Genomic DNA, 11,076 nt, shown 5'->3' on the forward strand with positions numbered 1-11,076 from the left:
CTGCCAGTTGTAGCCGATCTGGCCACCGCCGGAGAAGCCGTCCTGGCTGCGGTTGCGGAAGGAGGCGACGGTGCCGGGGGCGGCGTAGGGGAAGGGCACCGCGAAGGTGTTGCCGGTGTTGCGGTCGCTGGCGTCGAAGGCGTAGCCGGCGTTGATACCGAAGTAGGCGCCGGTCCAGGTGAAGACCGGGACGGGGGTGAACACCGGCGGCGGGGCGGCGCGGCGCGGCAGGTCGGCCGCGAAGGCCGAGCCGGCGAAGGCGACGCCCGCGAGGGCCGTGGTCACACGGAGCATGGATTTCATGATCTGGTCCTCACTGGTGGTCCGCGCCGTCCGTCGCGGGAACGGTTGCGGAACCGGGTCTGGCTGCGTTCCAGCGGTTCCAGGGTTGCTTTGCGCTCCGCGGTGTCGCCGACCGCTCTCGCGGCCCCTTGTGGCAACCCGCCGTTTTCCCCGGCACCTTAACCCCTGAACGCGGCCGAATGGCCAAGGTTCATTTACGGCTACGCTTTTTTCGGTCTCGCGGTCGACAAAGTGTCGCACCCCCGCATCGTGAGGAACCGCGCGGTCAGGGGACGAGCGCGATCGCGGAGATGAGACGGCCGTAATCCGCCTCGCCGCGATGGGTGGTCCGCCGGTAGCTGTAGAACCGCTCGGGATCCGCGTAGGTGCAGAGGTTCAGGGCGGTAGCCTCACCGATCTCGGCCTCTTCCAGCCGGGCCAGGATGAAGCCCGGGAGGTCGAACTGCGCGTGTCCGGGCCGCGTGCCGGGGCCGAGGAAGCGCTCCATGCCGGGGGCGTCGCTCCGGAACCGCGCGACGAAGTCCGGGCCGACCTCGTAGGAGGCCTGCCCGATCGTCGGTCCCAGGACGGCGACGATCCGGCTCCGCCGCGCCCCGAGCGCCTCCATCGCCGACACGGTCGCGCCGATCACGCCGGTGAGCGCCCCCTTCCAGCCGGCATGGGCTGCGCCGACGACGCCGTTCTCGGGGTCCGCGAACAGGATCGGCCCGCAATCCGCGGTGGCGATGCCGAGCGCCAAGCCCGGTACCCGCGTCACCATGGCGTCGGCCTTCGGCCGCTCCTCCGCGAAGGGCGCCTCGACGGTGACCACCTCGGCCGAATGGACCTGATACAGGCTCACGAGCCGGTCCGGCGGCAGGCCGAGCCGCGCGCACATCCGCGCCCGGTTCTCGGCGACGCGCTCCGGCGCGTCCTGCGAGCCGAGGCCGCCGTTGAGCGACGCGTACAGGCCCTCCGAGACCCCGCCGACGCGGGTGAAGAAGGCGTGGCGCATGCCCGCGTGGGCGGAGAGTTCCGGCGCCTCGATGAACATGCCTGCGGTCACGGTCGGCCTCGCGCTTGCCCCTGTCGCGCCCCGATAGCGCAAGGGCGGACCCTTGACGATGTCGTTCAAGCGTCAGATTCTTGCTGCATTGCAGTATGGAGCCGATCCGGCTCCGCCTTGAGAAGGATCGCAATGTCACGAGGGATCGAGACCGACGCCCTGCCCGAGACGCCCGAGGCCGAAGAGCCCCGGATCCCGAGTGCGCCTGCCCACCCCGTCACGGGAGAGCCCGCCGCCTTCGACCCGACCGACCTCAACCCGCCCGCGCCGCCGACGCCGCGGCCCGCCAGCCAGACCGATTCCGGCTTCGGCTCCTTCGGCTGAGCGATCCCGACCCCGTTCGGGGCCGAGGACCTTCCCGGCGGCTCAGGGCGCCGGAAATCCCGGGAGCGGCCCGAGGGACGGGCCGCTCACCGCCAGCACCTTGAACAGTCTGCCCATGCCGCCCCGGCCCGGATCGGTCAGGCGGGTGACGGCCGCATCGATCGCGGTGACCTGCGCCGGATTGGCCCGTGCCCTCAGCCGCTCGGCACGGGCGCCGAGGCCGAGCGCCGCCAGGAAGTCACCCTGATCGACCGGACCGTGGATCGCTGCGCCCTCGGCCCGGGCCGCCTGGGCGAGGGCGGCGAAATCGACGTGATGCGTCAGATCCGCCTCGCCAGGCTCCGCCAGCGGGTCGGCGAAACGATGTCCTGCCAGCGCCTGGAGGGTGTCGCCGAAGCCCGGGCGGACATGGCCGTAATCGACGACCAGCAGGGCGCCTCCACCGGAAACCAGCCGTCGGGCCAGCGCGCGGATCAGCGCGAGGCCGGCCGCCGGCACGCTCATCAGCGCGCCGTCCGGGCCGTCCGCCACGAGGCCCGGGACCGGCTCCGGCGACAGGCCGAAGGCGAGACCGCCCGCCGGATCGAGGCCGATCTGCCGCTCGTGCCAGCCCGACGGCCGGCGCTCGAACTGGCGCACCGGCAGACAGTCGAAGAACTCGTTGGCCAGGATGATCGTGGGCCCCTCGGGCAGCGTATCGACGCTGTCGTGCCACACGGCGCCGGTCCCGGAGAGGGCGCGGGCCTGCGCGGCCCGCAGCACCGGGCTCGTCTCGACGAGGTGCGGTGCCACGCGCACCCCGGGGAGCGCCGCCCGCAAGGCGCGCAGCGCGTCCGCCATCAGCGTGCCGCGGCCGGGCCCCAGCTCCACCAGGAGGAGCGGATCCGGCGCCCCGATCGAGCCGCGGACGTAGGCTGTCCAGGCACCGAGCAGCTCGCCGAACATCTGGCTGATCTCGGGCGCGGTGGTGAAGTCGCCCTGGGCGCCCAGGGGATCGCGGGTGCGGTAGTAGCCGTGGACCGGGTGCCCGAGGCAGAGGGCCATGTAGCGGTCGACACCGATCGGCCCGTTCTGGCGGATCAGCGCCGCGATCTCGGCTCCGAGCGGTGTCACGCCTCGACGGCCGCCTTGCGGGCCGCCTCGGCCGCCGGCGCCTCGACGGGATGGCGGGGACGTGTCCGGCCGGTCGCGGCCAGCACGATGTAGGTGAGGCCGACGATCATCATCGGCACGCACAGCAGCATGCCCATGGTCACGCCGCCGCCCATCGGACCGACATGGTCGCCGAACAGGAAGCCGAGCTGGCGATCCGGCTCGCGGAAGAACTCGCAGAAGGTCCGGGCCAGCGCGTAGCCGAGGACGAAGATGCCGCCGAGGAGCCCCGGCTTGCGGAAGCCGAACCGGCGGACGCTGAGCGCCATCACGATGAACAGCAGCAGGCCCTCGGTGGCCGCCTCGTAGAGCTGGCTCGGGTGGCGCGGCAGCGGCCCGCCGCTCGGGAACACGATCGCGTAGGGGAAGTCCGGCGCGACCCGGCCCCAGAGCTCGCCGTTCACGAAATTGGCGATCCGGCCGAAGAACAGGCCGATCGGCACCACCACGGCGCCGATATCGAGGAGCGTGTAGGCGTTGAGGCCCTTGCCGCGGGCGAACAGCACGAAGGCCAGGATCGCCCCGACGAAGCCGCCGTGGAACGACATGCCGCCGTTGCGGATCGCCAGGATCTCCCACGGATCGGAGATGTACATCGGCAGATTGTAGAACAGCACGTAGCCGATCCGCCCGCCGAGCACGACGCCGAGCGCCACCCAGACGACGAGGTCGTCGATGTCGGCGACCTGCGGGCGCTTCACCACGCCCCAGAGACCGTCGGCCGTGACGAGGCGGCGCGCGTAGTACCAGCCGCCGATCAGGCCGGCGATGTAGGCGAGCGCGTACCATTTGATCGTGATCGGCCCGATCGCGATCGCCACCGGATCGATGGCCGGAAAGGGCAGGGCGAGGAGCGGCATCTATCTCACCTCCGGGGCGGCCGGCTTGGACGCCGGAGGGGCGACGCGTCAAGCCCGGAGGCCCCCTTCCGAAAGCGCGGCCTCAGCCGCGCACGAACAAGAAGCCGTGTCCGTCCGGGCCGGCGCAATAGGCGGCCGCGCCGTCGGCGGAGGTCAGCGGAGTTTGTCCGCTCTCGCGCAGGCGGTGCGAGAGGGACTGCGGGTCCGCCGCGGTGAACACGGAGCGGGTGGAGGCCCGGTCGGCGGGCCCGAAGACGAGCCGCCGCTCGGTCGCGGGCGTGCGGTAATGCAGGAGCTCCACGTGCGGCGCGGGCTCCGGAGGCTCGAGGGCGATCACGTCGACCTGCGGATCGTCGACGCCGTCGAGGCGCGCCTGCTCCGGCCCGCGGTTCAGGCCGCGCTCCGCCACCGACAGCCCCAGGGACCCGGTCAGGAAGGCCAGGGTGGCGTCGAGGTCGGTGACGGTGATCGCCGAGTGGTCGATTCCCAGGAACAGGCCCGGCGCGTCGCGCCAGCGGGTCGCGGCGGGCCCGTCGGGAAAGTATATCAACTCCAGGGGATGCCCGTCGGGGTCGCGGAACTTGTAGGCGGTCACGCCTCCCGTGGAGGCCGGCAGACGCTGCGGCCCGCCGCGGCTGATCGGCATCGGTGCGAGCCGTGCCAGCTGCGCCGCCGCGGCCCCCATGTCGCGGACCGGGACCGCCAGGTGCTGGAAGAACGGATCCGTCGCCGCTGGATCGGCCGGGTAGGGCGCGCCGGGCGGATCCACCGTCAGGAATGTCACGCTCTGCCCGCCGAGCCGCATGCGCAGCTGCGTGGCGCGCCGGCCCGCGAGGCCCATCGCCTCCGCCTGCGCGCCGGGCAGGGGTTCCGGTGGAGCGATCCGCGCGAAGCCGAGCCCGTCCCGGTAGAAGGCTTCGGTGACGGCGAGGTCCGCGACGGTGCGGCCGAAGCCGACGAGGGCGCGCACGCCGCTCTTGGGAGCGGTGCCGCTCTTGGGAGCGATGCCGCTCGGGGGAGCGATGCCGCTCACAGGAGCGGTGCCCCCCGCACGTTCACGTAGATCGCGTAGAGTGCCTGCGAGGCGCAGAGAAACAGGCGGCTGTTGTTGCGGCCGCCGAAGGTGAGGTTGGCGACCGTCGCGGGCACGAGGATCTTGCCGACCAGTTCGCCGCCGGGGTCGATGCAGTGGACCCCGTCCCCGGCGCTCGACCAGACATTGCCGTGCTCGTCGCACCGGATCCCGTCGGCATTGCCGGGCGCGATCTTGAAGAGCACCGAGCCGCCCGACAGGCTGCCGTCCTCGGCCACGTCGAACACGCGCACGTGCTGCAGCGGGTCGGTGTCGAACTGCAGCCCGGTCTCGACGATGTAGAGCCGCCGCTCGTCGGGCGAGAAGCAGAGCCCGTTCGGGCCCTGGAAATCGTCGGCCACCACCCGCAGCGAGCCGTCGCGGGGGTCGAAGCGGTAGACGGCGGCGGGCAGCTCGGATTCCTGCTTGCCGCCCTCGTAGTCGGTCTGGATGCCGTAGGGTGGATCCGAGAACCAGATCGTCCCGTCCGACTTGCAGACGATGTCGTTGGGCGAGTTCAGCCGCCGCCCGCGGTAGCGCTCCACGAGGCTGGTGATGCGGCCATCGAGCTCGGTCCGATGGATGCGCCGGCCGCGGTGCGAGCAGGACAGCATCCGCCCCTGGCGGTCGCGGGCGTGGCCGTTCTCGAAGTCGCCCGCCTCCCGGTAGACGCTCAGGCCGGCGTACTCCGCCCAGCGCATCACCCGATTGTTGGGAAGATCGGAGAACAGCAGCTCGTCGCGGTCGCCGAACCAGACCGGGCCCTCTGTCCAGCGGAACCCGTCGGCGAGCTTCTGCAGCGGGGCGTTCGGCAGGATGTAGGCCTTGAAGCGCGGCTGCGTGAGTTCGAAGCCGTCCATGGGGCCGCCCTTACTTGAAGCGGCCGGGCTGGTTGACGGTCGGCTCAACCTGGAGCCCGGTCACGATCATCGTGCAGGGCTCGTCGCCCACCGTGCCGGAGAGGTGGCCCTTCTTGCCATCCCGTTCCTTGGTGTTCTGATCCTCGCCCATCATAAGCTCGCCCGGGCCCATCTCGACCCGGTGGCCGTCCATCGTTTCCACGAACCAGCGGCCCGAGAGGATCGCGATCCATTGCGGCCGCGGGTTCTCGTGCCACTCGCCGACCCAGCCGACCGGCAGGACCGTGAAGGTCACGACCGACGGCGCAGGATCCATCTTGTCGTTCCACTGGGGCGCGGTCTCGGGGTTGATCCCCTCGAACTTGAACCGCTCGAGGTGGAACAGCTCCTGGCGGCTCACACCCTCCGCATCGGTGTAGACGTGCCAGTACGGCATCTTCGGAGGGGTCGGCTCACTCATCGTCGCTCCTGCCGCGGCGGGACTCACCCTCCCACAACGGCCGGGCTTGGCGATGGTTCGCGTCTGCCGACGAAGGCCCGGATGCCCCAGACGTCGTTCCGGGGCCGGATGAGCGGACGGCTTCCGCGACGGTGCGAGCGTAGCGAAGCCAGCCCGTGTCGCGCCGTGGCCTCCCCGTGGGGCGCTGGCCTGGGTCGCGTGCTGCGCTCCCGAGGACGGCGCGACGCTCACATCTGCTCGGGGATCCGGTCCGTCTGCGCGAGGTTCGAGAACCGGGTGATGTTCGCGTCGAACTGCAGTTCCACGGTGCCGGTGGGGCCGTGACGCTGCTTGCCGAGGATCACCTCGGCCTTGCCGTGGACGCGCTGCATCTCGGCCTCCCAGGCGAAGAACTCCTCCGTGCCCTCGCGAGGCTTCTTGTTCCCGACGTAGTACTCCTCGCGGAACACGAACATGACGACGTCGGCGTCCTGCTCGATCGAGCCCGACTCGCGCAGGTCGGCGAGCTGCGGCCGCTTGTCGTCGCGGTTCTCCACCTGACGGGAGAGCTGGGACAGGCCGATGATCGGCACGGCCAGCTCCTTGGCCAGCGCCTTCATGCCGGTGGTGATCTCGGTCATCTCCTGCACGCGGTTGTCGCTGCGCTTGGACGAGCCCGAGAGGAGCTGGAGGTAGTCGACGATCAGGAGGTCGAGGCCCTTCTGGCGCTTCAGGCGCCGGGCGCGGGCGGCGAGCTGCGCGATCGAGATGCCGCCGGTCTGGTCGATGTAGAACGGGATCGTCTGCATGTCCCGGGCGGCGTCGGTGATCTTGTAGAAATCCTCGGGCCGGATGTCGCCGCGGCGGATCTTGTAGGACGGCACGCCCGACTGCTCGGCGATGATGCGGGTGGCGAGCTGCTCCGCCGACATTTCCAGCGAGAAGAAGCCCACGATGCCGCCGTTCACGGTCTTGGTCGTGCCGTCCGGCTGCTTCTCGCCGCGGTAGGCCTTGGCGATGTTGAAGGCGATGTTGGTCACCAGCGAGGTCTTGCCCATGGCCGGGCGGCCCGCGAGGATGATCAGGTCGGAGGGCTGCAGGCCGCCCATCTTGGCGTCGAGGTCGGACAGGCCCGTGGCGATGCCCGAGAGCTTGCCGTCGCGCTGGTAGGCCTTGGCGGCCATGTCGACCGCGGCGGTCAGCGCGTCCGAGAATTTCTGGAAGCCGCCGTCGTAGCGTCCGGCCTCGGCGAGCTCGTAGAGCCGCCGCTCCGTGTGCTCGATCTGGTCGCGGGGCGACTCCTCCACCGGCGCCTCGTAGGCGCCGTTCACCAGGTCCTCGCCGATGGCGATCAGCCGGCGGCGGATGGCGAGATCGTAGATCGTGCGGCCGTACTCGCCGGCGTTGATCACCGTCGTGGCGTCGGCGGCCAGTCGCGCGAGGTACTGCATGACCGTCTGGCCGCCGAAATCGGCGTCGCCCAGATAGGTCTTCATGGTGATGGGCGTGGCGAGCTTGCCGGCCTTGATCAGGGACGCTGCCACTGTGAAGATCTGCTGGTGGGCATCCTCCATGAAGTGTTCGGCCAGCAGGAAGTCCGACACCCGGTAATAGGCGTCGTTGTTCACCAGGATCGCGCCCAGCAGCGCCTGCTCCGCGTCGATGTTGTGCGGGGCGACGCGGTACTCGGCCTGGACCGCTTCGAGCTTGGCCGTGAGCGCATTGGGCAGGGCCATCGGCGGACGACTCCGTATCAGGCGCCGCGGCGGGCGCGCCAGGATCACACCGCACGACCTTGACCCCGGTATGGTTACCGAAGCCTAGCCGACGGCCGGTTCTCCCGGGCCGGGGCGCGGAAAAGCGGACGCCCGCCGACTCTCGCGAGCGACGGGCGTCCATGCTGGAACAAAACTGGAACGTGTCAAGCCTCGGGGGCAATCATCCCCAGTGTTCACCGGTATACACGGCGGGCAAGGACCCCGCCGCCCGGCCGGCCGGTTGGCTGGCCGGGACCTCGAACCGGGATCAGCCGCGGTCGTCGGCACCCTCGCCGGCATCGGCCAGCGCCTGACCGACCTCGAGGCCGAGGTCGTCGAGGTTGAACGCCTCGCGCTCGGTGACCGACTCACCGCGGGCCTGGCGCTCGGCCTCCTCGGGGCTGCGGGCGACGTTGACGGTGATCTCGACCTCGACCTCGGGGTGCAGCACCACCGGGACCGTGTGCAGGCCGAGCGTCTTGATCGGCTGGTTCAGGATGAACTGACCGCGATCCACCGTGAAGCCCTCCTTCGAGACGACCTCGGCGAGGTCGCGGGTCGAGACCGAGCCGTAGAGCACGCCGGTCTCGCCCGACTGCCGGATCAGGATGAAGCTCTGGCCGTTCAGCTTCTCGGCGACGACCTCCGCGTCCTTCTTGCGGTCGAGGTTGCGGGCCTCGAGCTGGGCGCGCTGGGCCTCGAAGTGCTTCTTGTTGGCTTCCGTCGCGCGCAGCGCCTTGCCGCGGGCGAGCAGGAAGTTGCGGGCGAAGCCCGGGCGAACATTCACGGTCTCGCCCATCTGGCCGAGCTTGGCCACGCGCTCGAGCAGGATCACTTCCATGGTCTTTCTCCTTCAGGTGTTCGGCCACGCGGGCCGGGGTCTCACGGCGCCGGATCGCCCTTGGGACGTCGGCGGTCGAGGGCTGTGTCGGCGAGGCCGAACAGGGTGAGGGCGACCAGAGCGATGCCCTGGGTCACGAACAGGATCAGGTACATGCCGAACAGCATGAGCCCGCGCCCCGGCCGGCCGCGCGAGCGGTCGTGGAAAGCGGCGAGCCCCTGGAGCGCGAAGGCCGCGCTGAACGCGCCGAGGAGCGCGACCCCGAACACGCCGACGTAGCCGGGCGCGAAGCACATCGCGACGGCCGCCGCGACCGCCACGAGCGTGCTGCGCGGCATGGCGGTGGAGGGGATGTCGGGCCAGGGCCGCGGCAGGCGTCCGGAGATCTTCACGATCCGGGCCGAGGCCCAGAGATAGAAGGCCAGGAGCAGCGCGAGGCCGTTGGCCGCGAAGGCGGGCACGACGCGGGCGAGGGCGTCCGCCACCTCGGCCCGCGTGACGTCCGCCGGATCGGCATCGGCCTGCGGAGCCGGATCGGACGCGGTCGTCCCGTCCCTGCCGGCCGCCTCGCTGCCGGTCGAGGGCGCGTCGGCGCGCGGAGTCCCGGTGCGCGGGGGCTCGACGGACGGGCGGGTGGCGGGCAGCCGCGTCTGGACCAGGGTCTGGGCGAGGCCGCGCAGCTGCGCGTCGAAGGTGGCGTGGTTCGGCGAGGACAGGACAGCGATGGCGATGAAGGCGAGGGCAGCCGTGGCGGCGATCCAGCCGAGCAGGCGGCCGGTCGGGTACCATTCGAGGCCCGCCCGCGTCTCGCGCCCGAGGAGCGTGAGGTAGGCGAGCCACCAGGCGGGCAGGGCGATGTAGGCCGCGAAGGCCAATCCCATGAAGGGTGCGATCACCAGGACCAGCGCGAGGCTGCCGGCGGCGGCCGCGGCGAGCGCGGCCTTGTGGCTCCAGCCCAGGCCGACGATCAGGATCGGCAGCGGCGCCACGAGGTAGAGCAGGATCGCGAGCGGGGTCGCCTTCAGCAGCACCCCGAACAGGAGTGCGGAGACGAGGCCCGCGCCGATACCGATGCCGATGTGCTGTGCCATGAAGTCCGCTGTCCCGCTGCCGGTGCGGCAGGGTTAGAGGCGGCTACGCGCCCCAACGATCGGGCGGCGCGAGCCGCCCTCTGAGAGGGCCGGCCCGGGCAGATGCCGGGCCGGCGGGTTCCGATGGCCTACTTGATCACGTAGGGCAGCAGGCCGAGGAAGCGGGCGCGCTTGATCGCCTGGGCGAGCTCGCGCTGCTTCTTGGCCGAGACCGCGGTGATCCGCGACGGCACGATCTTGCCGCGCTCGGACACGTAGCGGGACAGGAGCTTGACGTCCTTGTAGTCGATCTTCGGCGCGTTCGCGCCGGAGAACGGGCAGGTCTTGCGACGACGGAAGAAGGGACGGCGTCCGCCGCCCGCACCAGCACCGAATGCCATGGGTTAGCCCTCCCCGCCGAAGCTGCGCTCGCCGCGGTCACCGCGATCGCCGCGGTCACCCCGGTCGCCGCCGAAGCCGCCACCGCCACCGAAGCCCTCATCATCGCGACGACGGCCGCGCTCGCGATCCTTGCGGTCATCGCGGTCGCGCTTCTGCATCATGGCGGACGGCTCGGAATCGAGCTCCTCGACCCGGATGGTCATGAAGCGCAGCACGTCCTCGGAGATCTGCATCTGGCGCTCCATCTCGGCGATGGCGGCCGGCGGGGCGTCGATGTTGAGGAGCGCGAAATGCGCCTTGCGGTTCTTCTTGATCCGGTAGGCGAGGGACTTCACGCCCCACATCTCGATCTTCTCGAGACGGCCACCGTTCTGCTCGATCACACCCTTGTAGGTGTCGATCATCGTCTCGACCTGCTGGGACGTCACGTCCTGGCGGGCCAAGAGCACATGCTCGTAGAGAGGCATCGTCGGGCCTTTCATCGTCATAAAGGAGCCCGGCCGCCGGAGGGCGGCTGATTCGGGCCGGTTCATCTCGCGCTACGCTCGGCGCCAAGCCCTTCGAGCCGATTTTCAGGCCCGAGCGGTTGATCGAAGGCGGAGACACCGGACGACGGGATCTGGGAGAGCCCTGTGCCGCGAGCGGCACCGTCCGTTCAGCCCCCGGCCGGAGCGAACGCGAGGGGCGGCGCATAGTCGGTTTTTGCGGGCGTGGCAAGGTCGTCTTGCCCATCACGGAGCCGGATGCGGCTCTGCGCGGCCTCGCCCCTGTCCGGCGCCGACCAGGACCGCATCCTCGGCGCGCGGCCGTTCCGTGTCAGGCGCTTCGCCCGACGGTGCGCCGTCATTCCGGATGCCGATCCGGAACCCCTGTCGGTGCGATGCCTCGCGGCGGCGTGTCGGGCGCCCCGGCGCCGCTGCGCGGCCCCGTCCGGACCCGCCGCGGCTTGCC

At 70.9% G+C, this 11,076-nt stretch carries 12 protein-coding genes and 1 pseudogene; 1 reads left to right on the forward strand and 12 read right to left on the reverse strand.

Going from position 1 to position 11,076, the window contains the following annotated elements:
- Together ACTJK8_RS18370 and pgeF are read right to left on the reverse strand one after the other, a co-directional pair.
- Positions 1–303 (reverse strand): annotated as a pseudogene (locus tag ACTJK8_RS18370) (porin family protein); the annotation flags it as partial.
- 265 nt (positions 304–568) lie between these two features.
- Entirely contained in the window at positions 569–1,336 is a 768-nt protein-coding gene (pgeF, locus tag ACTJK8_RS18375; protein ID WP_053621647.1) for a peptidoglycan editing factor PgeF, read from the reverse strand.
- Positions 1,337–1,480: 144 nt separating this feature from the next.
- On the opposite strand from pgeF, the gene ACTJK8_RS18380 reads away from it, so the two are divergent.
- Entirely contained in the window at positions 1,481–1,672 is a 192-nt protein-coding gene (locus tag ACTJK8_RS18380) for a hypothetical protein (protein WP_012322302.1), read from the forward strand.
- Positions 1,673–1,714: 42 nt separating this feature from the next.
- Here the strand turns inward: ACTJK8_RS18380 and ACTJK8_RS18385 are convergent, their stop codons facing one another.
- The 10 genes from ACTJK8_RS18385 to rpsF all read right to left on the reverse strand — a co-directional run bounded on the left by ACTJK8_RS18385 (position 1,715) and on the right by rpsF (position 10,592).
- Positions 1,715–2,785 carry a class I SAM-dependent methyltransferase gene (locus ACTJK8_RS18385; RefSeq protein WP_053621646.1) on the reverse strand — a complete coding sequence of 357 codons (1,071 nt, stop codon included), beginning with the start codon at positions 2,783–2,785 and terminating at the stop codon, positions 1,715–1,717.
- Positions 2,782–3,684: a prolipoprotein diacylglyceryl transferase gene (gene lgt / locus ACTJK8_RS18390; RefSeq protein ID WP_440762333.1), complete on the reverse strand. Its 903-nt coding sequence runs from the start codon at positions 3,682–3,684 to the stop codon at positions 2,782–2,784. The genes ACTJK8_RS18385 and lgt overlap by 4 nt, the downstream gene beginning before the upstream one ends.
- Before the next feature lie 82 nt (positions 3,685–3,766).
- Positions 3,767–4,654 carry a VOC family protein gene (locus ACTJK8_RS18395; protein ID WP_440762334.1) on the reverse strand — a complete coding sequence of 296 codons (888 nt, stop codon included), beginning with the start codon at positions 4,652–4,654 and terminating at the stop codon, positions 3,767–3,769.
- A 59-nt stretch (positions 4,655–4,713) separates the two neighbouring features.
- Positions 4,714–5,616, reverse strand: a complete 903-nt coding sequence (locus tag ACTJK8_RS18400; protein WP_024828104.1) for an SMP-30/gluconolactonase/LRE family protein — start codon at positions 5,614–5,616, stop codon at positions 4,714–4,716.
- A 10-nt stretch (positions 5,617–5,626) separates the two neighbouring features.
- On the reverse strand, positions 5,627–6,076 hold the full coding sequence (locus ACTJK8_RS18405; protein ID WP_012322307.1) for a cupin: 450 nt from the start codon (positions 6,074–6,076) through the stop codon (positions 5,627–5,629).
- A gap of 227 nt (positions 6,077–6,303) precedes the next feature.
- Entirely contained in the window at positions 6,304–7,791 is a 1,488-nt protein-coding gene (locus tag ACTJK8_RS18410; protein WP_012322308.1) for a replicative DNA helicase, read from the reverse strand.
- Positions 7,792–8,080: 289 nt separating this feature from the next.
- Positions 8,081–8,653 carry a 50S ribosomal protein L9 gene (rplI, locus tag ACTJK8_RS18415; protein ID WP_043075047.1) on the reverse strand — a complete coding sequence of 191 codons (573 nt, stop codon included), beginning with the start codon at positions 8,651–8,653 and terminating at the stop codon, positions 8,081–8,083.
- A 41-nt stretch (positions 8,654–8,694) separates the two neighbouring features.
- The gene (locus ACTJK8_RS18420; protein ID WP_024828103.1) at positions 8,695–9,744 is read right to left on the reverse strand and encodes a DUF2232 domain-containing protein; all 1,050 of its coding nucleotides are present in this window, start codon (positions 9,742–9,744) and stop codon (positions 8,695–8,697) included.
- 128 nt (positions 9,745–9,872) lie between these two features.
- Positions 9,873–10,124 carry a 30S ribosomal protein S18 gene (gene rpsR, locus ACTJK8_RS18425; RefSeq protein WP_007561044.1) on the reverse strand — a complete coding sequence of 84 codons (252 nt, stop codon included), beginning with the start codon at positions 10,122–10,124 and terminating at the stop codon, positions 9,873–9,875.
- A gap of 3 nt (positions 10,125–10,127) precedes the next feature.
- A complete protein-coding gene (gene rpsF / locus ACTJK8_RS18430) occupies positions 10,128–10,592 on the reverse strand; it encodes a 30S ribosomal protein S6 (protein WP_012322311.1) in 465 nt (154 codons plus the stop codon).
- Between the last annotated feature and the right edge of the window lie 484 nt (positions 10,593–11,076).

The sequence above is a fragment of the Methylobacterium sp. 22177 genome, assembly GCF_052045615.1.
Taxonomy (GTDB): domain Bacteria; phylum Pseudomonadota; class Alphaproteobacteria; order Rhizobiales; family Beijerinckiaceae; genus Methylobacterium; species Methylobacterium radiotolerans.

What these genes read in the sequence shown, in the direction of transcription:
- pgeF (WP_053621647.1), bottom strand. Translation starts at nt 1,336, where the DNA reads ATGTTCATCGAGGCGCCGGAACTCTCCGCCCACGCGGGCATGCGCCAC.
- ACTJK8_RS18405 (WP_012322307.1), bottom strand. Translation starts at nt 6,076, where the DNA reads ATGAGTGAGCCGACCCCTCCGAAGATGCCGTACTGGCACGTCTACACC.
- rpsF (WP_012322311.1), bottom strand. Translation starts at nt 10,592, where the DNA reads ATGCCTCTCTACGAGCATGTGCTCTTGGCCCGCCAGGACGTGACGTCC.
- ACTJK8_RS18400 (WP_024828104.1), bottom strand. Translation starts at nt 5,616, where the DNA reads ATGGACGGCTTCGAACTCACGCAGCCGCGCTTCAAGGCCTACATCCTG.
- ACTJK8_RS18420 (WP_024828103.1), bottom strand. Translation starts at nt 9,744, where the DNA reads ATGGCACAGCACATCGGCATCGGTATCGGCGCGGGCCTCGTCTCCGCA.
- ACTJK8_RS18380 (WP_012322302.1), top strand. Translation starts at nt 1,481, where the DNA reads ATGTCACGAGGGATCGAGACCGACGCCCTGCCCGAGACGCCCGAGGCC.
- lgt (WP_440762333.1), bottom strand. Translation starts at nt 3,684, where the DNA reads ATGCCGCTCCTCGCCCTGCCCTTTCCGGCCATCGATCCGGTGGCGATC.
- rpsR (WP_007561044.1), bottom strand. Translation starts at nt 10,124, where the DNA reads ATGGCATTCGGTGCTGGTGCGGGCGGCGGACGCCGTCCCTTCTTCCGT.
- ACTJK8_RS18410 (WP_012322308.1), bottom strand. Translation starts at nt 7,791, where the DNA reads ATGGCCCTGCCCAATGCGCTCACGGCCAAGCTCGAAGCGGTCCAGGCC.
- rplI (WP_043075047.1), bottom strand. Translation starts at nt 8,653, where the DNA reads ATGGAAGTGATCCTGCTCGAGCGCGTGGCCAAGCTCGGCCAGATGGGC.